This window comes from Aestuariimicrobium kwangyangense DSM 21549, assembly GCF_000421525.1.
Classification (GTDB): domain Bacteria; phylum Actinomycetota; class Actinomycetes; order Propionibacteriales; family Propionibacteriaceae; genus Aestuariimicrobium; species Aestuariimicrobium kwangyangense.
Genome location: NZ_ATXE01000004.1, coordinates 214,136 through 234,927 on the forward strand (window position 1 = coordinate 214,136; position 20,792 = coordinate 234,927).

Consider the following 20,792-nt stretch of genomic DNA (forward strand, 5'->3'; position numbering starts at 1 on the left):
AGCGCTGCGCCCCGCCCGCGTCAGACCTTGGTCTGGAACGAGACCGACGACAACAGAACGGCGTCGCGGGTCGCCTCCCCCACCCGTCCGGGGCGGGTCGAGGCCTCGATCGTCAGGGTGACCCGACCGGTCAGGGTGGTGGGCGGAATGAGCACCTGCTGCACCGACGGGTTGTTGTCCGAGAGGCTCTGCACGAACCAGGAGCCGTCGGCCATCGTCCACCTCACCCTGGTGACCTTGCGGTACTGGTCGTACAGCTGGTCCTTGCCCGCGGTCTTGACGTAGCCGTTCTGCAGCCCGACCCCGACCAGCACTGACCCGTTCGGGAAGGTGAAGGTCAGTGACTGGCCCAGACCGTCGCCGTTGCACCGCCAGGCCGTGTCAGGGTTGTCGTCCAGCACCGCTGCTGCCGGGTAGGTCACCCGCCGACCGTCGGCGTCGGTGGCATCGGGGGCGGTGCAGGACGCGCTCACGGTGTCCGCCTTCAGCGGGGCCGTCGGTCCCGCCCACGGGGCGACCACCGGCGAAGCGGAGGTGCTCGGAGTGCCCGGGCGCGAACCACCCGACGAACCACTGACCCCGGGCGAGGCCGGGTCACGCTGCTCGTCCCCCCGGATCAACTGCCCGGCGGACAACCCCACGGCCAGCGCCAGCACCACTGCGAGCAGGGTGACCCATCCCGGGTGGCGTCCGATGAACGAGGTGCGCGGTGGGTGCGCTCCGCCGACGCGGGTCTGGGCCCCGGTGTCGTGCTGGGACGCCGTCGCACCGGACGACCAGGTGGGCGCCGGGGTGGGTGGGATCGCAGGAGCGGTCGGCTCGGGAGCGGGCGGGACGACCTCAGCCCGCCCCGATGGTTGCGAGCGCGGGGCGTAGCCGGGTTTGAACTGGGTGGTGTAGCGCTCCTGGGTGAAGTCGAACTCAGCGGTGGCAGCACCGTCGTGCGGGCCGTCTGCTGGCTGACCCCCCAACCCGGGCTCCGGGTGCTGTTGGGGGGTGGCAGGACGACCCGCGCCACCGCCGGCGCCGCGCGGGGGCGCGTCGTCGGAGGGCGTGCGATCGGGGCTGGTCCGCGGGCGGAACCAGTCGTCTGGCATCTCGTCAGGCATCGTCGTCACTGTAGCCCGGCGTCCGTGACCGTCGCCCCGAGTGATGACGAGCGCGTGGACGTGGCACCATGAGACCACCCGTTCCGGCAGACCCGGGCGGGACGGCGCAGAGAAGGGAGTGCCCATGGCGGATCTCGTCGTGGTCACGACCCAGTCGTCGGCCGACGGTCTGCCGCCCGCGCTCACCCTGCTGCCGCACGCGGTCGAGTTGGTCACCGATGCGGCCGACCAGCTCAGCATGATCGATGCCGACGTCGTGGTGATCGATGCTCGCTCCGAGCTCTCCCGCGCCAGGGATGCCTGCGTGGCGGTGCGCACCCGCTCGTCGATGCCGATCCTGCTGCTGGCCAGTACCCAGACCCTGTCGGTGGTGCAACCCAACTGGGGTGCCGACGACTTCGTGCTCGAGACGGCCGAGGCGGCGGAGTTCGAGGCACGCATCCGGTTGCTGACCCAGTCGCGGCGCACCTCGTCACTGATCGAGGCTGGCCCCATCCAGATCGACGAGGAGGGCTACACCGTCACGGTGGGTGGCCATTCCCTGGACCTCACCTACACCGAGTTCGAACTGCTCAAGTACCTGGCCGTGCACCCCGGTCGGGTGCTGACCCGTGAGCACCTGCTCAGCGAGGTGTGGGGCTACGACTACTACGGGGGTACCCGCACCGTCGACGTGCACGTGCGCCGGCTTCGGGCCAAGCTCGGCCCGGAGTACGAGGGGCACGTCACCACGGTGCGCAACGTGGGTTACCGGTTCAGCCCCGTTCGCTGACGGGTTCGCCCTCCGAGGGCTTGAAGCCGCGCAGTCCGGCCAGCACCACCCCGCAGGCGCTGAGCACCAGGGCCAACCAGGTGAGCATGGTCGCCAACCCGCCCGCTGCCGGGGTCAGGGTGGCCCGCCAGCCGGCGAACGCCTCGACCAGTGCGGTCACCACCGACATCCAGCCGCCGAGCTTCGACAGCCCCAACCAGGGCGACAGGCGCGCGGAGCGCACCCCCCTCCACTCCAACCAGGCCAGCACCCACAGCCGCCACTGCAGCAGGCAGACCAACAACACCATGACGGCGCCGACGTTGGCCGCCGTCGACCACAGCCGGTCGGCCTGCCCGTCCACCCGGACCACCGAGGCCGCCACCATGGCGACCGCACCCAGCAGCGCCGCTCCCACCCCGATGCGGGTGATCCGCACCCGTTGCCTGGCCATGGCGGCCAGCTCGGGGTTGGGTGGTGGTGGCAGGTGGCGTGGTTGGGAACCGTGGTCGGGGCTGGCTTCCTGCGTGGTCACCTCGGGGCTGCCGTCCGGTGCCAGGGTCCGCAGCACCAGGGTGTCCTCGTCGTCGGTACGCACGGGCGGCGCGTCCACCGTCTCGTGGGTGGCCGTTGCCCTGCCGCGCAACCGCGACCAGCCGCCCGCACGCCAGCGGCGGAGGGGCCAGCGACGAGGGCCGGGGGTGCGCATGAGCACACACTAACGGCGCGATCCGACACTCGAAGCACTCTCGTCGCCGTCCGGCGACGTGCATGGTGTGATGGAGTCACGACCACCCGTGAAGCTGTCGAGGAACCCCATGAGCGAAGCCCCTCCCGCGCAGGTCCGTCGCCTGCCCCACACCGACGGCGAGGCCCTGCGCCCCTGGTCCCGGGCGGTGCACGAGATCGTCGAACGTGCGGTGCTGGTCGACGGTGTGGCGCCGGTCAACGAACTCGGACGGATGGCCCTGCACGGCAAGCGCGCGGGGGTGCACTGGCTGGCCAGTGACAGCACGGGCGGGGGCGGGGGCGGGCCGGACGACGGGGGTCACGCGGTGCTGGGCTGGGCCTGGCTCGACCCGGCCGACTCCTCGGTACAACTCGTCGTCCACCCCGACCACCGTGGGCGGGGGATAGGCACGGCGCTGGCCGAGGCGGTCGTCCGCGACGCCCACCCCCACCACTGGTGGTCGTTCGGCACCCTGCCGGCCGCCGCGGCCCTGGCCGCCCACCTCGGGCTCCACCTGGAGCGCCAGCTGTTGATCATGGTGCGCGACTTGATCGCACACCCCCAGGCCCCGCCCGAACCGCTGCCCGGTGTCGAGCTGGTCCCGTTCACCCCCGATCTCACCGCCGACCTGGTGCGCATCAACGCCGCCGCCTTCGCCCACCATCCGGAACAGGGCGCGATGACCGTTGACGACGTCGCCGCCCGGGTCGCCGAGCCGTGGTTCGACCCCGAGGGGCTGCTGTTCGCCCGGGACACCCGCACCGAGGAGTTCCTCGGGTTCCACTGGACCAAGCTCGAAGAGGTTCCCGGACGAGCCCCGGTGGGCGAGGTGTACGTGCTCGGGGTCCACCCCGACGTCCACTCCCGGGGTCTGGGTCGCCACCTGCTGGCGGCCGGCCTGGCCCACCTGCAGTCGCGTGGGGCGGAGCACGTGCACCTCTACGTCGAGGCCGACCAGACCCGGGTGGTGCAGCTGTACGACTCCGCTAGCTTTGAGGTGCACAACCGCGACAGCAGCTACGCGTGAACAAGCGCGGGCGAGAGGTGGATGAAGTGGCCCAGTCGAGTCAGATGGCGTCCAGCCCGAGCGGGGTCGCGGCCAGGCGCGCACTCGAGGCCGTACCCGAGGGTGCGCTGCCTGCCGACCGCTACTCCGACCGCGAACTGTCGTGGCTGGCCTTCAACAACCGGGTGCTCGACCTGGCCAAGGACCAGGGCCGGGTGCCGCTGCTGGAGCGGGCCAAGTTCCTGGCCATCTTCTCGTCCAACCTCGACGAGTTCTTCATGGTCAGGGTGGCGGGACTCAAGCGCCGCATCGCCGCAGGCGTGGCCGTGCCCTCGGTCACCGGCCAGATGCCGCGCGACCTGCACGATGCCATCCTCAACCGAGCCCAGGAACTGGTGGCCGACCAGTCGCGCACCTTCCACGAGGTGGTGCGCCCCGAACTCGCCGAGAATGGCATCGAGGTGCTGACCTGGCCAGAGCTGGAGGCCGCCGAGAAGGACCGGATGCGAGGTCTGTTCGCCGAGCGCATCTTCCCGGTGCTCACCCCCCTGGCCGTCGACCCCTCACACCCGTTCCCCTACATCTCGGGGCTGTCGATCAACCTGGCCGTGCAACTGCAGCACCCCCTGACAGGGGCGCACCAGTTCGCGCGCATCAAGGTGCCCTCGATCCTCAGTCGGTTCATCAACCTCGGTGGTGGCCGCTTCCTGCCGCTGGAGGAGGTGATCAGCCGCCACCTCGACCAGTTGTTCATCGGCATGCGAGTGGTGGAGTACACGACCTTCCGGGTGACCCGCAACGAAGACCTCGAGGTCGAGGAGGACGATGCCGAGAACCTGCTGTTCGCCCTCGAGAAGGAGTTGTTGCGCCGCAAGGTGGGTCGTCCGCCGGTGCGCCTCGAGGTGCAGGACGACATCTCCGAGCGGATGCTCGACCGGCTGATCACCGAGCTCGACATCAGCGAGAAGGAGGTCTTCCGCATGCCGGCCCCGCTCGACCTGACGGGACTGTTCTCGTTGGGCGGCATCGACCGGGAAGACCTCAGCTATCCGAACTTCCTGCCCATCACCCATCCCCACCTGGCTGAGGTCGAGACAGCGCAGCCCGCTGACATGTTCGCCGCGCTGCGGAAGCGCGACGTGCTGCTGCAGCACCCCTACGACTCGTTCGCCACCTCGGTGCAGCGGTTCATCGAGCAGGCGGCCGCCGACCCACAGGTGCTGGCGATCAAGCAGACCCTCTACCGCACCTCGGGCGACTCCCCCATCGTCGACGCCCTGATCGAGGCAGCGCTGGCCGGCAAGCAGGTGCTCGCCGTGGTCGAGATCAAGGCCCGGTTCGACGAGCAGAACAACATCGCGTGGGCACGCAAGCTCGAGAAGTACGGTGTGCACGTCGTCTACGGCATGGTCGGGTTGAAGACCCACTGCAAGTTGTCGCTGGTGGTGCGCGACGAGCAGGAGAGCCTGCGCCGCTACGCCCACATCGGCACCGGCAACTACAACCCCAAGACGGCCCGCCAGTACGAGGACATGGGGCTGCTCACCTCGAACCCGGTGGTCACCGAGGACGTCGCCCGGCTGTTCAACCACCTCTCGGGGGTCACCCACAACACCGACTACCGCCGCCTGCTGGTGGCCCCGCACGGCGTGCGCCAAGGGTTGCTCGAACGCATCCAGAACGAGATCGACAACCAGGAGGCCGGTCTGCCGGCCGGGATCCGGATCAAGGTCAACTCCCTGGTCGACGAGGCCATCACCGACGCCCTGTACCGGGCCTCGAACGCCGGGGTGCCGGTCGACCTGTGGGTCCGTGGCATCTGCACCATCCGTCCGGGCGTGGTGGGGCTCAGCGAGAACATGCGCGTGCGCAGCATCCTGGGTCGCTTCCTGGAGCACTCGCGACTGTTCTGGTTCGCCAACGGGGGACGACCGACCGTGGGGCTCGGGTCGTCCGATCTGATGCACCGCAACCTCGACCGGCGGGTCGAGGTGGTGGTCAGCATCACCCACCAGGCGCACATCGCCCAGATCGAACGACTCTTCGACCTCGCCTTCGCCGATGACACCGTCAGTTGGCAGTTGCACGACACCACCTGGGTCGAGCGCTCCCGCGATGACCGGGGTGAACCGTTGGTCGACATGCAGGCGCTGCTGGTGGCCGAGACGGCCAAGCGTCGCGCGTCGGCCAAGTGAGGCCTGGGTGACCAAGAAGACCAAGCTGCAGGCGGCCGGGGCCTGCGTCATCCGCGAGGGGGACGACGGGCAACCAGAAGTGCTCGTCGTGCACCGACCGGCCTACGACGACTGGAGCCTCCCCAAGGGGAAGCCCTCCCCCGACGAGGACCTGCCGGTGACGGCCGTGCGCGAGGTGCTCGAGGAGACCGGCTGTCTGGTCGCCATCGGCGCCCCGCTGGGGCATGAGTTCTACGAGACCTCGAAGGGGCGCAAGCGGGTCACCTGGTGGGCGGGGCGCCTGCTCAGCGAGGTGCCACGACCACCCGACGCCGAGGTCGACCGGGTGGAGTGGATGAGCCTCGCGCGGGCGCGTCGCAAGCTCAGCTACCCCGACGAGGTGAGGGTGCTGGAGCGGGCGGTGACGATGGTGCCGACCTCGGTGCTGGCGATCGTCCGGCACGGCAAGGCGATGGACCGCAAACACTGGTCGGGCGGCAAGGACTGGAAACGCCCCTTGTCCGGACGCGGACGACGGCAGGCCAAGCGGTTGGCGCCCCTGCTGCGGGCCTACGGGGTGGAACGCGCCGTCAGTTCGACGTCGACCCGTTGTGTGCAGACCTTGGAGCCCTTCACCCGCGGCGCCGGGATCGACCTCGAACTCGCCCCGGAACTGTCGGAGGAGGCCTTCGAGACCGACCCCCTGCCCGTGCGCACCACGATGCGCGCCCTGCTTGCCGATGCGCGGTCGGTGCCCGGGCGGGCCGTCGCGGTCTGCGGACACCGACCGGTGCTGCCCGAGATGCGCGAGGCCATCTTCGCCCCCACCGAGCCGATGCTCACCGGGGAGGTCGAGGTGCTGCACGTCACCGAGGGCGGCGAGATCCTCGCCGTGGAGCAGCACAAGTCCCGCTTCTGAACCACGTGCTCACGGGCATCGCCACTGGTCAGCGCGAGATCCAACGGTGCGCTCCGCAGATGTACCGGCCCCGTTCACGTTTTGTTCACGCGTTGAGCGGATTCCCGTCATCCGTGCTCCCTAGCGTGTCGCTCGACGCTGCCGCAGGAAACCTCCCGCCGGCGCGGACCACGATCGCTAACGAAGGAATGGACTGTGATCCTCACCCGCTTCGCCAAGGTGGCCGCCATCGCCGCCATCGGCACCCTGAGCCTGGCTGCCTGCGGTGGCACCACGACCACCAGCACCGACTCCGCCTCGTCGGCGGCCTCCTCGGCCGCCAGCTCGGCCTCCAGCACCGAGACCTCGGCATCGGCGAGCCAGTCGGCCGGTGGCACCGAGCTCACCTGCCCGGCCGGCAAGATCAACGGTGGCGGCTCGTCCGCCCAGGACATCGCCATGCAGGCGCTGACCAAGGAGTACAACTCGCTGTGCTCCGCCAACGGCTCCGAGGTGATCTACACCAAGTCGGGTTCGGGCCAGGGCATCAAGGACTTCTACAACAAGCAGCTGCAGTGGGCCGGTTCCGACTCCGCACTGAAGACCGAACCCAAGGACGGCGTCGTCGAGACCGAGAAGGTCAAGGCCCGCTGCGGTGGCAACGAGGGCTGGAACCTGCCGATGATCGTCGGCCCGGTCGCCTTCGCCTACAACCTCGACGGTGTCGACAAGCTCACCGTGACCCCGGCCATCGTCGCCGACATCTACGCGGGCAAGATCACCACCTGGAACGACAAGGCCCTGGCCGCCGCCAACCCCGGCGTCACCCTGCCTGCCGAGAAGATCGCCCCCTTCTTCCGCGCTGACGAGTCGGGCACCTCCGAGAACGTCACCAAGTACCTCAAGGCCGCCGCCCCCAAGAACTTCACCGCCGAGACCAGCAAGACCTTCCCGGCCAAGGTCGGCGAGGGCAAGCAGGGCACCCAGGGTGTGGCCGATGCCATCAAGTCCACCAAGGGTGGCTTCGGCTACGTCGAGTGGAAGTACGCGCAGGATGCCCAGCTGGGTGTCAGCTCGGTCGACAACGGCTCGGGAGCGGTCGAACTGACCGCCGAGAACGCCGGAAAGGCCATGGAGTCGGCGAAGATCGTCGGCACCGGCAACGACCTGGCCCTGAAGCTCAAGTACGACGGCACCCCCGCCGGGGTCTACCCGATGGTCATGGTGACCTACGAGATCGTCTGCTCGGCCGGTCTCGACCAGGCCCAGGGCGCGCTCATGAAGGACTTCCTGACCTACATGACCACCCCGGAGGCCGTCACCACCCTGCAGAGCGCCGGCTACGCCCCGCTCCCCGAGGCCGTGGCCACCAAGGTCTCGACCGCCATCCAGGCGCTCAAGTGACGATGACCCCCCAGGGTCACCTCGTGGATGCGCAAGACTGATCCACACTGAGACAACCACGGGAGGGCCCCCCGCTCATGAGCGGGGGGCCCTCCTTCGTCAGGGAGAACCATGAACCAGCCAGCTGAGCCGCTCAGGGCGGCCACGCTCGAACCGGAGGACCACGACACGCTCGCCCACCTGGCGGGCGCTGCGGACGAGTCCCCGGTCGGCAAGCACCTCACCCCCGAGACCCGTGGTCGGATCACCATCCCCCACGTCGAACTGGCCCCTCCCACCAAGGGTCCCGACCGCTTCTTCTCCGGCCTGACGGTGACCACGGGAGTGGTGATCGTGGCCATGATCGCCGCCATCGCCATCTTCCTGGTGGCGTCCGCGGTGGGGCCGCTGAGCCGCAACCAGGTCAACTTCCTGACCTCGACCCGCTGGGACATCTCCGACCAGAACCTCGCCTTCGGCATCGCAGCACTGCTGTGGACGACCGTGCTCAGCTCGATCGTGGCCATGGTGATCGCCGTCCCCGTCGCCATGGGCGTGGCGCTGCTGATCACCCACTACGCGCCGTCCCGGGTGGGCCGGGTGGTCGGCTTCCTGGTTGACCTGCTGGCCGCGGTCCCCTCGATCGTCTACGGCCTGTGGGGAGCCCGCGTGTTCGCGCCGTGGCTGAAGCCCTTCGGCGACTGGCTGTCGGACACCCTCGGTTTCATCCCCCTGTTCGAGCGGGGTGTCACTTCGGCGGGCACGGTCTTCGCGGCATCGCTGGTGCTGGCGATCATGATCCTGCCCATCATCACCGCCATCTCGCGCGACGTCTTCGACCAGACCCCCCGCGACCACATCGAGGCCGCCTGGGCTCTCGGCGCCACCAAATGGGAGATGATCCGGATCGCCGTCATCCCCTACGGGCGGTCGGGATCGATCGCCGCCGCCATGCTGGGTCTCGGACGTGCCCTGGGTGAGACCATCGCCGTCATGCTGATCCTGTCGACCGTGCCCGGTTTCAGCTGGTCGCTGTTCTCGGGCGGCCAGACCTTCGCCTCGCTGATCGCCCGCGGGGCCCCGGAGTTCGACAGCCCGACCAAGGCCGGCGCCTACATCGCGGCCGGTCTGGTGCTGTTCGTGCTGACGTTCGCAGTCAACGGCGTCGCCCGCGCCGTGGCCGCCGGCGGAAAGAAGGGCTGAGATGTCCCAGACCACGAACCAGTCACCCACCAGTGGGACCAGTTACTCCCCCAGTTCGACCGACCTGGGACGACCCAAGGGTTCGCGCCAGTTCGTCGACAACCTGATGCGCGTACTGATCTGGTTCGCCGCGGTGGTCGCGATCATCCCCCTGTTGTGGATCCTGGCGACGGTGTTCACCAAGGGAGCCGCCCTGCTGGTGACAGCCGAACCCGACTACACGCGCATCTGCGTGGTCGAGGCCAAGGCACCCGACGGCGCCCACCAGAACTACCGCCGGGTGCCCGAGTCCCAGTGCAACCAGACCGCCGGAACCGGCCAGGCCCAGGCCACACACATCTGGAGCGTCGGCGGTGCCTACCCGGCCGTCGGCCAGTACGTGGACTACAACGCCGTCCCCGCCTCGACGTCCGACCCCAACCAGCGCACGTCGACCATCCGCATCAAGGGCCAGACACAGTCGGAGCAGAAGGCCCAGGTGGTGGGTATCCCCGGTGGCGACAAGCAGGGCAAGGTGCGCACCTTCAGCCTGCAGTGGTGGACGACCGACCAGTCCCGCACCGACCAGACGAGCCCCAACGGCGGTGCGCTGCACGCCATCGTCGGCACGCTCGAGATCGGCCTGATCACCTCGATCGTCGCCGTCCCCCTCGGCATCCTGGGGGCCATCTACCTGGTGGAGTACGGCCGTGGCAAGCGGCTCGCCCGGCTGGTCAGCTTCATGGTCGACATCCTCACCGGGGTGCCCTCGATCGTGGCCGCGCTGTTCATCTACGCGCTGCTGATCACCGTGTTCGGCATGGGGCGGTCCACCTTCGCCTCGTCCATGGCCCTGGTCCTGCTGATGCTGCCGACGGTGCTGCGCTCGACCGAGGAGATGCTCAAACTGGTGCCCGACTCGTTGCGCGAGGCCTCCTACGCCCTGGGGGTGGCCAAGTGGCGCACCATCCTGCAGGTGGTGGTGCCCACCTCGTTCACCGGTATCGCCACGGGCGTCGTCCTGGGCATGGCCCGGGTGATGGGTGAGACGGCACCCCTGCTGATCCTGCTCAACTACGGCCCCCGGCTCGTCGGCAACCCGTTCGGGTCCAACATGGGCTCGCTGCCGACGATGATCACCGGCGCGGCCAACACCGCCGCCAACTACCCGGGCGCTGAACGCGGCTGGGGAGCAGCCCTCACCCTGATCCTGCTGGTGATGGGACTCAACCTGATCGCCAAGTTCATCGGTGCCCGCACCAAGAAGACCCGCTGAGGAAGACACAATGGCCAAGCGCATCGAGGTCAAGGACCTCAACATCTACTACGGCAGCCACCACGCCGTGCAGTCGGTCAACCTGACGGTCGAACCCAGGTCGGTGACCGCCTTCATCGGGCCGTCCGGGTGTGGCAAGTCCACCGTGCTGCGCACCCTCAACCGCATGCACGAGGTGATCCCCGGCGCCTACTGCGAGGGCGAGGTGCTGCTCGACGGCATCAACCTCTACGGCAAGGACGTGGACCCCGTCGCCGTCCGCCGGCAGGTGGGCATGGTCTTCCAGCGGCCCAACCCGTTCCCGTCGATGTCGATCTACGAGAACGTGGTCGCCGGCCTCAAGCTCAACGGTGTGAAGTCGAAGAAGGTGCTCGACGAGGCGGCCGAGAAGTCGCTGCGCGGGGCCAACCTGTGGAAGGAGGTCAAGGACCGGCTCGACAAGCCCGGGATCGGCCTGTCGGGGGGTCAGCAGCAGCGCCTCTGCATCGCCCGCGCCATCGCCGTCTCGCCCGACGTGCTGCTGATGGACGAACCCTGCTCGGCCCTCGACCCGATCTCGACCCTGGCCATCGAGGACCTGATCCACGAACTCAAGGACGAGTACACGGTGGTGATCGTGACCCACAACATGCAGCAGGCCTCGCGGGTGAGTGACCGCACCGCCTTCTTCAACCTGGCCGCGCAGGGCCAACCCGGCGAGCTGGTGGAGCTGGACGACACCGAGAAGATCTTCTCGAACCCGACCAAGCAGGCCACGGAGGACTACATCACGGGACGCTTCGGCTGAGCCGGGAGCTGGTGGATTCCTGAAGTTTTGGCGGCCCGTCGACGCTGGGTCAACGCCCCCCGGGGTGGGGGCGTTGACGGGGCACCAACACACCGAGGAGGAACCATGTTCCGCACCACCCTCCGCCGCAGCGCGGCAGCCCTTGCCCTGGGCGTCGCTGTGACGGCCGCACCCGTCGCCCTCGCGACCACGAGTGCCTCCGCCGCAACCCCGTACTGCGGCATCTACTGGGGGTCCCTGGCCAAGTCGTCGTCGAGGATGACCACCAGCACCGTCACCGGCCTGCGTGCCGGTGAACACCCCTGCTACGACCGTCTCGTCGTCGACATCAAGGGCCGGGTCACCGGCTACGACGTGCGCTACGTCTCGCAGATCACCATGGACGCCTCGGGCATGCCCGTCGCCGTCGCCGGTGGGGCCAAACTCCAGGTCATGGTCCGCGCGGCCTCCTGGACCCGTCCCGCCATGCCCAACGTCAGCGGCTACACGACCTTCCGACAGGTGGTCTGGGCCGGCTCCTTCGAGGGCCAGTCCTCCTTCGGTCTGGGTGTGCGGGCTCGGCTGCCGTTCCGAGTGTTCACCCTGTACGACGCCACCACCAACAAGACCCGTGTGGTGGTCGACGTCGCCCACCACTGGTGACCTGACCCCTTCGACCGGTTCCGGCCGAGCCCTGCTCAGCCACACCTGACCAGGCCGAGCGACTGTTTCAGCTCGACCACCCGGGTGGCGCTCTGGGCCAGGCGCTGCCGGAACCGGTACGAGGACTGTGCCCGGCCAACCAGCGCGTTCGACATCGTGCCGATGGTCTGGGGGTTGGCGTTGACCACCAGGTCTCCGCCGGCCTCGACGAAGCGGACGGCCCGCTGCCCGCTGGGCACACCCTGGACGGATGCGGCGGCCCCCAGGTCGTCCGAGATCACCACACCCCGGAAACCCAGGTCGCCCCGCAGCATGCCGGTGATGACGGTCGAGGAGAAGACCGCCTGGTTGTCGGGGTCGATGCGGGTGTAGAACGCGCTCGAGATCATCACCGAACTGGCCCCTGCCCGGATCCCCGCGCGGAAGACGGCCAGCCCGGCATCGTCGCGGGCGATGGTGGTGTCGGTGGCTGCGGCGATGTCGGTGTTGGAGGTGACCTGGCCCAACCCCGGGAAGTGCTTCAGGCTGCTGGCCACCCCCGCTCGGTCGAGACCGGTGACCACTCCGGCGACCAAGGGCGCCGCCTGGCTGCTGGTGGTGGCGTAGTTGCGACCCAGTCGTCCGATCGGTTCGTTGGTGGTCAGCTTGTCGGTCGGCACCACGTCGGCAACCGGTGCCAGGTCGTAGCGCACCCCCACCGCCGTCATCTGTCCTCCCCACTTCGTCCAGTTGGAGGTCAGCTGCGCGGGCGTCAGGGTGCCCTGGGCGCGGGCACTGGGGATCGGTGGCAGGCCGGGGCCCTGCAGTCGCTGGATGCTTCCGCCCTCCTGGTCAGCCGCGACCACCACGGGCACCGCCATGTTGAGACCCGTCAGCCGACTGGTCGAGGCGCGCACCTGGGAGGCGCCGTCCCAGCTGCCGAGCAGCACGGCCGAACCCACCTGGTAGCGCTCCATCACGGCCAGCTGGTCATCGCTGACCGGAGCGCCGTTGACCCCCATCATCAACACTTGCCCCGCCTGCTGCCTGGCCGTCATCTGGTCGACCACCTGCCGACAGGCCGACGGCGGGGTCGGTCGCTGCCCGGGCGCGGTGCTGGCCGGTGGCGTGGAGGCACCGCTGGAGTGCGCCGTCGAAGGGGAACTCGTCCTGCTGGCGGTCGCGCTTCCCGGTGGGCTCGACGCCGGGGTCGGGGTCTGGTGCCCCACCGACGTGGTGGACGACTGCGAGGTGGCGGGGGTCGGCACGGAGGGAGGTCGGCTGCCCCCGGTGGCGGTGACCCCGGTCGACGGCTCCGTGGTGGGCACCCCGCTGCAGGCCGCCAGGCCGAGGGCGAGGGAGCCTGCCAGCAGCAGCGAGGGAGCGAGTCGCAGCCGTCGGGTCATCACCCCTCCTGTGCCTGGTCGGTCCGAGGGCTCCGGCGGGGCAGTTGTTCGACCAGCCCGAGCAGGGCGTTCTCGATCACCTCGGTCAGCGCGGGATGGATCCAGTACTGGCCTCGCGCCATCGTCTCGATGTCGGTGCCCAGGCTCATGGCCTGCACGCACAACTGCACCAGCGAGGCGGCTTGGGGACCCATCACGTGCGCGCCCAACAGTTGGCCGGTGTGTGGGTCGGCCAGCAGTTTCACACAATGGGTGCGGTCCTCCAGTGCCCACCCGAAGGCGACGTCGCCGTACTCCTGCACCTTGACGATGTGGTCGATGCCGGCAGCCTCGAGTTGCGCCTGGGTCAGGCCCACCTGGCCGATCTGCGGGTCGGAGAAGACCGCGCAGGGCACGAAGCGGTGGTCGGCGCGCACCCACTCGTCCCTCGGGTGGGAGAGATTGTGCTGCACCACCCGCATCTCGTGGTTGGCCACGTGCTTGAGCTGCCAGCGCGAACAGATGTCACCCAGTGCCCAGATGTGGTCGACGGAGGTTCGCTGGTACTCGTCGACGACCACGTATCCGGCGGCGTCGACGTCGACACCCGCGCGGCCGACCTCGAGGCTGTCGGAGTTCGAGACCCGGCCAGTCGAGTTGAGCACCAGGTCGGCCTCGTGGCGCAGTTCGGTGCCATCGGCGGTGGTGGTCACGACGACGACGGTCCCGGCTTGCGTGGCGGAGGCGGCCACCCGCTCCAGACGCACCACCTGTTGGTTGAGCTGCAGGGTGACCCGCTCGCCGAGGGCGGCGGTGAACCGACGCGAGATGGTCTCGTCTGCCTTCTTCAGCAACCGGTCACCGCGGTGGACGAGGGTGACCTCCGCCCCGAAGGAGGCGAAGACGTGGGCGAACTCGGCGGCGACGAAGCCTGCGCCGAGGATCACGATCCGTCGAGGCAGGGCCGGGATGCGCATCACCGTGTTCGAGGTGTGCACCAGTCCCGCCTGCACGGCCTCGTCGAAGCCCGGCACCTCGAGTTGGTGGGGACGTGAACCGGCGGCGAGCACGAACTGCTCGGCCCGCACCTGGGTACCGTCGGCCAGCCGCAGGGTGTGCCCGTCGACGAAGGTGGCGTGCTGGCGGTACACGTCCACCCAGGGCTGCTGCTCGCGCCACTGCAGCCCGCCGGTCGAGATGGCGTCGATGCGACCGAAGATGCGATCGCGCACCTGGTCGAACCGCACTCTCCGCAGGTCGAGGTCGACCCCCAGCCGGTGCGCCTCGTGCGGGCTGGCGGCCAGGTCGGCGGGCAGCACGAACATCTTGGTGGGGATGCAGCCGACGTTGAGGCAGGTGCCACCGAACACCGGGGCCCCGAGTTCGGCGTTCACACCCTCGTCGACCAAGGCCACCCGCAAGCCCGAGAAACGCTCGTCGAGCAGGGAGTTGCCCGACCCCGAACCGATCACGCACAGGTCGTACGGGGCGGGCTGCTGCTGCGCCGGAACAGGAGTCATGGCGCCAGTCTTGCACGCCCTAGAATCGGCCCATGAACACCCCAGGAACCGGCAGCCGAGAACCCGGCGCACCAGAACCCGGCAGTTGGGCGTTGGTCACGGGCGCCTCCGGCGGACTCGGTGAGGCCTTCGTCGACCACTTGGCCACCAAGGGCGTCAACGTGGTCGTGACCGGCCGACGCGCCGACGCACTCGAGCGGACGGCCCAGCGGGCGCGGGCGAAGGGTGTCGAGGCGGTGGTGCTGACGTGCGACCTCGGCGTCAAGGAGGAACGCGACGAACTCGTCGCCGAGATCTCGCGGCGCGGGCTGCGGGTGCAGACGCTGGTGAACAACGCCGGCTTCGGCACCATCGGTGATTTCGCCGCCGGTGACCCGGCACGCCACCTCGAGAAGGTGCGCGTGAACTGTGAGGCGCTCACCGACCTCACCCAGCGCTACCTGCCGGGCATGCTGCAGCAGCATCGCGGCACCATCATCAACGTCTCGTCGACCGCCAGCTTCCAGCCCCTGCCGGGGATGGCCGTCTACGCCGCCACCAAGGCCTATGTGCGCTCCTTCTCGGAGGCACTGTGGCATGAGCTCAAGGGCACCGGGGTCAAGGTGGTGACCCTGTGCCCCGGCCCGACCGAGACCGGGTTCTTCGAGGTGGCCGGTGACTCGAAGGCGCTGGGGTGGCGCCGTACTCCCGAGCAGGTGGTCGAGACCTGTTTCCGTGGCCTCGGGCGTGGCCTGCCCACCGTGGTGGACGGCCCGCTCAACCTGGCCCAGGCCGTGGCGGGCCGGTTGGCCCCGACGAGGCTGGGGCTGGCCATCTCCCACCGGGTGATGCAGCAGCGCTGACGCCGGTCCGCGCCGGCAGGGCCCTCAGCGCACCAAGGACCTCAGCGCACCAGGAACAGTTTCACGACCTGCAACTGGCCGTCCTTGGGCGAGGTGTACTCCAGGTGCAGGGCGTACGATCCGGCCGCCAGGTCGGGACCCTGGATGGTGAACGGCGTGTAGCCACCCGCGGGTTTGCCGAAGGTCACCGCCTTCCATCCCGACGCGGAGGCACCCTTGGCGACGATCGACCACGACAGTCCGTCCGTGCCGGTCAGGGCCGTCGTCTTGACCTGACCGGTGATCGTCACCGGCGAGGTGATCGCCTCTCCGTACTCGAAGGAGTCGACGATGACGTCGGTGAGCGGCTCGACCCCGGAGCGGGTGAAGTCGGTACTGGGGGCACCGATCAGCGGCAGGTTGGGTGAACCGTCCACCAGGATGCGCACCACCTTCTGTCCGTTGCGATCGCCGACGGCGGCGGTGGCGGTGTAGGTCACCTGGTTGATGCCCTGCAGCACCTGCGCCCTGGTCTGCATCGACCCGAAAGCTGTCTTCGACAGGTCGAGCGTGATCCGGTTGCCCGCCACCTGGGCCGAGTTCACCTGTCCACCCGACCATCGCGAGCTGTAGCTGGGATCGAGCGGTGCCACGTTGAGCACGGCGGCGACGGCGGTGGTCAGCCGGTCGGTCTGGGTCGGCAGGTCACGGAACTCGCGGGCCAGTGAGCCGTGGGAGTCGACGTAGTAGACGGCCACCTCGCGGTTGATGGTGGGGATGGACGGGGGGCCGGTGGGGGCCTGCGAGGTCATCGACGGCGAGGACGCGGGTGAGGTCGCGCTGGACGCGGCCGGGTTGGGCAGCAACCCCGGCGCCAGCAGCGGCAGCGCCACCCCGACCGCCACGGCGGCGACGGCCACGGCGGCCAGCCAGCGGAAGGTTCCCGAACGCGGGCGCTCGTCCTCGATGCGTGACTCCTCGGCGACCGCCCACAGGTCCGCGAAGCGGTCCGAGGGGCGCACCCTGTCACCCTCGCGCCGCAGCACCTGGCGCAACAGTTGGGTGTACTCGTCCTCCGGCAAGTCGCCCAGAGGCATCGGTTCGTCCATCACCGCCCCTCCCTCACGACCGGCGCCAGGGACTGGCGCAATGCCTGCATGCCGCGGTGGGCGTGTGACTTGACGGCGCCCTTCGAGATGCCGAGGGTCTCCGCGATCTCGGCCTCGCTGGCCTGGGAGTAGAAGCGAAGGATCAACACCTCTCGCTGGCGTTGGGGGAGCGTTCGCAGAGCCATCATCACCTCGTCATGGGTCTCGCCTCGGTCGAGGGCTGCCTCGGGGGTCTCGACCCCGGCCCGTGGGTCGGGACGATACCGGTTCACCACGGCCCGGTGGCGGTGCACCGACCGGCAGCGGTTGACCACGGTCATCCGCAGGTAGGCGGCGGCGTGTTCCATCGAGTCGAACTGTTCCCGCCGGTGGTGCACCGCAACCAGGCCGTCCTGCACCACTTCCTCGGCCTGGTCGGACGAGCCGAGCAGCAACGAGGCCAGGCGCACCATGCCAGCCCAGTGGGCGGTGTAGAGGTCGCGCAGCCAGACCTCGCCGGTGGTGTCACGATCCATCGGACGCCTCGTCCACACGGTGGTCGTCACCGGTCGTTCCAGCAGGATCGTCACACCCCGGCAACGTCCGGGACACGGCTGCGGTTGTCATCGGGAGGAGTTTTCCAGTTGGGGGGTTCGTGCAACCGGTCGGTCGCGCTCAGATCCCCGCGTACGAGTGCAACCCGTTGATGAACAGGTTGACGCCGATGAAGTTGAACCAGAACGAGGCCATGCCCACCAGGGCGATGATGGCCGCATTGCGGCCCTTCCACCCGGCAGTGGCCCGCGCGTGCAGGTAGCCGGCGTAGACCACCCAGGTGATCAGGGCCCAGGTCTCCTTGGGGTCCCACCCCCAGTACCGCCCCCAGGCGTACTCGGCCCAGATCGACCCGGCTGCGACGGTGAAGGTCCACACGGGGAAGCCGAACGCGTGCAGCCGGTAGGCGAGGGTGTCGAGCCTGTCGAGGGAGGGCACCCGGGCCAGGAAGCCGGTGAGCACCGGGTCGGTCCGCTGGCGACGACGGCTGCGGGTGAGCACCGCCGTGGTGCCACCGGTGGGCACTACCTCGGTGTGCGAGGCCGGGAGCGACGACCCCGGCTCGCCGCCCTCGTCGCTCACGACGGGTGCGGTGGGCGTCGCCCGGTTCACGGCCCGCGACTTGAGCAGGTAGACCAGGGAGGCCAGTCCGCCGACGTTGAAAGCGGCCGCGGAGATGCAGGCGGCGACGATGTGGATCACGAACCAGATGGAGTGCAGGGCGGGTACAAGCGGGGCCACGGCCACGTAGAAGACGGTGGCGGCAAGGCCCTGCCCGATCGCCAGCAGCAGGGTGACGGGGCCGCCGAGCCACCGCAGCCCGAAACGCCACACCCCCACCAGGAAGGCCATCACCACGAAGGCCAGCGCCGAGATCACGAACTCGTACATGTTGCCCCACGGCGCCCGACCGGCCGCCAGCCCGCGCGTGACGACCCCGAACAGGTGTGCGGCAGCCGCCAGCACCGTCAACGAGATACCGAACCGCCCGGCCTGGTCACCGCGCAGGCGGGCCGGGTCGTGGTCGTCGGCCTGGTCGGCGTTCCCGGCAACGGGCACCCCCCGCAGGAAGGCCCACTCGGCCGCGTGGCAGAGGAAGGCGACCAGGTAGAGCACTGCGGAGGTGACGATCGCGAGCGCGGAGTAGTTGGTCAACGTCATGGCGTGGCCTCCTGATCGGTCGGGTTGTCGGGGTCGGCGCCGGTGGCGACCAACAGGTCGGCCACGTCGTCGGAGAGTCCCAGGCGGGAGTCGGCGCGGTCGAGACCAGCCGCCTCCACCAGCAGTGTGCCCGTATCGGCTTCGCGGCGCAGCTTCACGAACAGTCGACGGGGTCGGACGAACAGGCTGAGGCAGATGCCGAACACCCCCAGGGCGAGCGATCCGAAGACCAAGGGCAGCCCCGGCGCGCGGGAGAACTGCATCTTCGTCCAGCGCTGGTAGCCGCGGAAGGTGATCGAACCCTGCTGGTCCGGCAGCTGGTAGGTGTCGCCGGGCTTGAGCCGCAGCCGGAGCAGGTCGTTGCCGTTCTTGATCTGGGTGAGGCCGGTGGTGTCGAGCACGTAGACGTTCTCGGGACGACCCGTCTCCTGCTTCGGCTTGCCCGACCAGGCGTTGAGGAAGAGTTCGGGGTTCAGGGCGTCGGGGAACAGTGAGCGCGGGCCGGCGGCGTCGACCGTCGCGGTCGGCAGCAACCAGCCCTCGAAGGCGAGCCGCTCGGGCCGGGCGTCAGGGGCCTTGATGACTCCTGCCGACTTGAAGTTGCCATCCTGGGGCAGGAACACCACCGGGCCCGCGAACGCCAGGTTGCCCGAGCCGTCGCGCACCTCGACGTTGGCCGCATAGCCATGGCTGATCAGGTGGATCGTGGTGCCGTGCACGTTCAGGGGGTGGTTCACCTCGATGGTGCGTCTGCTGCTCGAGGCGTCACCGCTGGCCGACTGCTCGGTGACGGTGACGTCGGCGCGGAACTCGCGGGCGGCCCCGGTCTGCACCGGTCCGGTCTCGAAGGTGGCGGTGAACCGGTTGAGCACCAGTGAGAAGGGGGGCAGGTGGTCGGTGTTCACGGCGGCCCCGGCGTGGAACTCGTCGTACTGGGTGATGTTGTTCGAGAAGCCTTGTCCCTCGACCACGATGGCCGATCCCTTCGATCCCCACAGGGTGTTCCAGGCGACGCCGACCAGCACCACCACCAGGCTCACGTGGAAGAGCAGGTTGCCGAACTCGCGCAGGTAGCCGCGCTCGGCGCTCAGTCCGACGGTGCCGTCGGGCAGGTCGGTCCTGCGCGTGCGGAAACGCTTGCGGCGCAGCCACCCCTCGGCCGCGGCCACGACCTCGTCCGCCTCGACGCCGGTCAGCTCCCCGCGTCCCCACTCCGGCAGCCGGTCGAGTCGGCTGGGCAGCGCCGGAGGGGGGTTGCGCAGGGCGCGGGCGTAGACCATGACGCGCGGCAGGATGCAGCCGACGAGGCTGACGAACAGCAGCAGGTAGATGGCGGAGAACCACACCGAGGTGAACACGTCGTACATGCCCAGGAAGCGGTAGACCTTGTCGAGCCCCGGCTGGTCACGCGCGATCTGGGCGACGCGCGAGGGCGAGGTCGACGACTGCGGCACCAGCGATCCGGGGATCGCGGCGAAGGCCAGCAGGAACAGCAACACCAGGGCCGTGCGCATGCTGGTGAGTTGGGTCCACAGCCAGCGGGCCATGCCGACGAAGCCGATCTCGGGTGCTTGGTCACTCATCAGATCGGTGTCCCCCAGTTGACGACGACCTGCCGTAGTTCGGCCATGGCTCGGTCCCACACCCCACTCATCAGGGCGATCCCGACCAGCACCATCAGCGCTGCTCCCACGACTTGGAAGACCCGTTGGTGCCGCTGGACGAAACCGACGAGCCGGCCGAAGGAGCCGAAGGCCACGGCGGCCAGCAGGAACGGGATGCCCAGCCCCAGTGCGTAGACGAAGGCGAGCAGGGCACCGCGTCCGGCGGAGCCCTCGGTGAAGGCCAGGGAGAGCACCACCGACAGCGCCGGGCCGATGCAGGGTGTCCACCCGATCGCGAAGACCAGTCCCAGCACGGGGGCCATCGCGACCCCCACCTTGGGGGCGCGGCTCAGTTTGATCGTGCCCTGCCCGATCGGCAGCCAGCCGGCGAACAACAGACCCAACCCGATGATCACGACCCCGGCGATGACCGAGATCAGGCGCTGGTGCACCAACAGGGTTCCGCCGAGGCCGCCGACGGTCGCCCCGGTGAGCGTGAAGACGACCGCGAAGCCGAGCACGAACAGGGCGGTGCCCGCCACCATCCGGCCGCGGGGGGTTCGTCCGGCCGAGATCTCACTGACGCCCAGACCGGTGGCGTACGACAGGTAGCCCGGCAAAAGGGGCAGGCAGCACGGCGAGAAGAAGCTGACCAACCCGGCCAGCAGGGCGACGGGCAGGGCGAGCAGCAGCCCACCCTGGATGGAACTCTCGATCCACCCCTGCAGGGGAACGAGCACC

At 69.3% G+C, this 20,792-nt stretch carries 19 protein-coding genes; 10 read left to right on the forward strand and 9 right to left on the reverse strand.

All coding sequences use genetic code 11. The features are described from left to right. Positions 1–20: 20 nt before the first annotated feature. The gene (locus tag H507_RS17480) at positions 21–1,109 is read right to left on the reverse strand and encodes an NADase-type glycan-binding domain-containing protein (protein WP_022911118.1); all 1,089 of its coding nucleotides are present in this window, start codon (positions 1,107–1,109) and stop codon (positions 21–23) included. A gap of 124 nt (positions 1,110–1,233) precedes the next feature. On the opposite strand from H507_RS17480, the gene H507_RS0112925 reads away from it, so the two are divergent. Continuing rightward, complete coding sequence (locus H507_RS0112925) at positions 1,234–1,881, forward strand: response regulator transcription factor (protein WP_026378198.1); 648 nt, start codon at positions 1,234–1,236, stop codon at positions 1,879–1,881. Here the strand turns inward: H507_RS0112925 and H507_RS0112930 are convergent. Further along, positions 1,865–2,569, reverse strand: a complete 705-nt coding sequence (locus tag H507_RS0112930) for a hypothetical protein (protein WP_157438989.1) — start codon at positions 2,567–2,569, stop codon at positions 1,865–1,867. The two genes, H507_RS0112925 and H507_RS0112930, sit on opposite strands and share 17 nt — an antisense overlap. Before the next feature lie 109 nt (positions 2,570–2,678). On the opposite strand from H507_RS0112930, the gene mshD reads away from it, so the two are divergent. From mshD to H507_RS0112970, 8 genes are all read left to right on the forward strand, one after another. Further along, positions 2,679–3,617 (forward strand): mycothiol synthase, encoded by a 939-nt coding sequence (gene mshD / locus H507_RS16850; protein ID WP_022911121.1) that lies wholly within the window; start codon positions 2,679–2,681, stop codon positions 3,615–3,617. 44 nt (positions 3,618–3,661) lie between these two features. Beyond that, entirely contained in the window at positions 3,662–5,791 is a 2,130-nt protein-coding gene (locus H507_RS0112940; RefSeq protein ID WP_026378200.1) for an RNA degradosome polyphosphate kinase, read from the forward strand. A gap of 7 nt (positions 5,792–5,798) precedes the next feature. Further along, positions 5,799–6,689: an NUDIX hydrolase gene (locus H507_RS0112945; RefSeq protein ID WP_022911123.1), complete on the forward strand. Its 891-nt coding sequence runs from the start codon at positions 5,799–5,801 to the stop codon at positions 6,687–6,689. 195 nt (positions 6,690–6,884) lie between these two features. Beyond that, a complete protein-coding gene (gene pstS, locus H507_RS0112950) occupies positions 6,885–8,072 on the forward strand; it encodes a phosphate ABC transporter substrate-binding protein PstS (RefSeq protein WP_022911124.1) in 1,188 nt (395 codons plus the stop codon). A 264-nt stretch (positions 8,073–8,336) separates the two neighbouring features. Then, positions 8,337–9,254, forward strand: a complete 918-nt coding sequence (gene pstC / locus H507_RS0112955; RefSeq protein WP_040438723.1) for a phosphate ABC transporter permease subunit PstC — start codon at positions 8,337–8,339, stop codon at positions 9,252–9,254. Position 9,255: 1 nt separating this feature from the next. After that, the gene (pstA, locus tag H507_RS17485; RefSeq protein ID WP_022911126.1) at positions 9,256–10,509 is read left to right on the forward strand and encodes a phosphate ABC transporter permease PstA; all 1,254 of its coding nucleotides are present in this window, start codon (positions 9,256–9,258) and stop codon (positions 10,507–10,509) included. Positions 10,510–10,519: 10 nt separating this feature from the next. Further along, positions 10,520–11,296, forward strand: coding sequence for a phosphate ABC transporter ATP-binding protein PstB (pstB, locus tag H507_RS0112965; RefSeq protein WP_022911127.1), 777 nt, complete (start codon positions 10,520–10,522; stop codon positions 11,294–11,296). 105 nt (positions 11,297–11,401) lie between these two features. Beyond that, positions 11,402–11,938, forward strand: coding sequence for an AMIN-like domain-containing (lipo)protein (locus tag H507_RS0112970; RefSeq protein ID WP_022911128.1), 537 nt, complete (start codon positions 11,402–11,404; stop codon positions 11,936–11,938). A gap of 35 nt (positions 11,939–11,973) precedes the next feature. Here H507_RS0112970 and H507_RS16860 read toward each other — a convergent pair whose 3' ends face one another. Beyond that, complete coding sequence (locus H507_RS16860) at positions 11,974–13,323, reverse strand: glycoside hydrolase family 3 N-terminal domain-containing protein (RefSeq protein WP_026378202.1); 1,350 nt, start codon at positions 13,321–13,323, stop codon at positions 11,974–11,976. Further along, positions 13,323–14,822 carry a mycothione reductase gene (locus tag H507_RS16865; protein WP_022911130.1) on the reverse strand — a complete coding sequence of 500 codons (1,500 nt, stop codon included), beginning with the start codon at positions 14,820–14,822 and terminating at the stop codon, positions 13,323–13,325. Before H507_RS16865 ends, H507_RS16860 begins: the two co-directional genes overlap by 1 nt. A 32-nt stretch (positions 14,823–14,854) precedes the next feature. On the opposite strand from H507_RS16865, the gene H507_RS0112985 reads away from it, so the two are divergent. Beyond that, on the forward strand, positions 14,855–15,664 hold the full coding sequence (locus tag H507_RS0112985) for an SDR family NAD(P)-dependent oxidoreductase (protein ID WP_022911131.1): 810 nt from the start codon (positions 14,855–14,857) through the stop codon (positions 15,662–15,664). A 41-nt stretch (positions 15,665–15,705) separates the two neighbouring features. On the opposite strand, the gene H507_RS0112990 is transcribed toward H507_RS0112985, so the two are convergent. The 5 genes from H507_RS0112990 to H507_RS0113010 all read right to left on the reverse strand — a co-directional run bounded on the left by H507_RS0112990 (position 15,706) and on the right by H507_RS0113010 (position 20,779). After that, a complete protein-coding gene (locus tag H507_RS0112990; RefSeq protein ID WP_040438592.1) occupies positions 15,706–16,752 on the reverse strand; it encodes a GerMN domain-containing protein in 1,047 nt (348 codons plus the stop codon). Beyond that, positions 16,752–17,297 (reverse strand): RNA polymerase sigma factor, encoded by a 546-nt coding sequence (locus tag H507_RS0112995; RefSeq protein WP_245558931.1) that lies wholly within the window; start codon positions 17,295–17,297, stop codon positions 16,752–16,754. The genes H507_RS0112990 and H507_RS0112995 overlap by 1 nt, the downstream gene beginning before the upstream one ends. A 109-nt stretch (positions 17,298–17,406) precedes the next feature. Further along, positions 17,407–18,447, reverse strand: coding sequence for a c-type cytochrome biogenesis protein CcsB (ccsB, locus tag H507_RS0113000; protein WP_022911132.1), 1,041 nt, complete (start codon positions 18,445–18,447; stop codon positions 17,407–17,409). Then, on the reverse strand, positions 18,444–20,030 hold the full coding sequence (resB, locus tag H507_RS16870; RefSeq protein WP_022911133.1) for a cytochrome c biogenesis protein ResB: 1,587 nt from the start codon (positions 20,028–20,030) through the stop codon (positions 18,444–18,446). The genes ccsB and resB overlap by 4 nt, the downstream gene beginning before the upstream one ends. Continuing rightward, positions 20,030–20,779: a cytochrome c biogenesis CcdA family protein gene (locus tag H507_RS0113010; protein WP_051139838.1), complete on the reverse strand. Its 750-nt coding sequence runs from the start codon at positions 20,777–20,779 to the stop codon at positions 20,030–20,032. The genes resB and H507_RS0113010 overlap by 1 nt, the downstream gene beginning before the upstream one ends. Between the last annotated feature and the right edge of the window lie 13 nt (positions 20,780–20,792).

Excerpts from the sequence above, each read along its gene's own strand:
- H507_RS17480 (WP_022911118.1), bottom strand. The coding sequence starts at position 1,109 with ATGCCTGACGAGATGCCAGACGACTGGTTCCGCCCGCGGACCAGCCCC.
- H507_RS0112925 (WP_026378198.1), top strand. The coding sequence starts at position 1,234 with ATGGCGGATCTCGTCGTGGTCACGACCCAGTCGTCGGCCGACGGTCTG.
- H507_RS0112930 (WP_157438989.1), bottom strand. The coding sequence starts at position 2,569 with ATGCGCACCCCCGGCCCTCGTCGCTGGCCCCTCCGCCGCTGGCGTGCG.
- mshD (WP_022911121.1), top strand. The coding sequence starts at position 2,679 with ATGAGCGAAGCCCCTCCCGCGCAGGTCCGTCGCCTGCCCCACACCGAC.
- H507_RS0112940 (WP_026378200.1), top strand. The coding sequence starts at position 3,662 with ATGGCGTCCAGCCCGAGCGGGGTCGCGGCCAGGCGCGCACTCGAGGCC.
- pstA (WP_022911126.1), top strand. The coding sequence starts at position 9,256 with ATGTCCCAGACCACGAACCAGTCACCCACCAGTGGGACCAGTTACTCC.
- pstB (WP_022911127.1), top strand. The coding sequence starts at position 10,520 with ATGGCCAAGCGCATCGAGGTCAAGGACCTCAACATCTACTACGGCAGC.
- H507_RS0112970 (WP_022911128.1), top strand. The coding sequence starts at position 11,402 with ATGTTCCGCACCACCCTCCGCCGCAGCGCGGCAGCCCTTGCCCTGGGC.
- H507_RS16860 (WP_026378202.1), bottom strand. The coding sequence starts at position 13,323 with ATGACCCGACGGCTGCGACTCGCTCCCTCGCTGCTGCTGGCAGGCTCC.
- H507_RS16865 (WP_022911130.1), bottom strand. The coding sequence starts at position 14,822 with ATGACTCCTGTTCCGGCGCAGCAGCAGCCCGCCCCGTACGACCTGTGC.
- H507_RS0112985 (WP_022911131.1), top strand. The coding sequence starts at position 14,855 with ATGAACACCCCAGGAACCGGCAGCCGAGAACCCGGCGCACCAGAACCC.
- H507_RS0112990 (WP_040438592.1), bottom strand. The coding sequence starts at position 16,752 with ATGGACGAACCGATGCCTCTGGGCGACTTGCCGGAGGACGAGTACACC.
- ccsB (WP_022911132.1), bottom strand. The coding sequence starts at position 18,447 with ATGACGTTGACCAACTACTCCGCGCTCGCGATCGTCACCTCCGCAGTG.
- resB (WP_022911133.1), bottom strand. The coding sequence starts at position 20,030 with ATGAGTGACCAAGCACCCGAGATCGGCTTCGTCGGCATGGCCCGCTGG.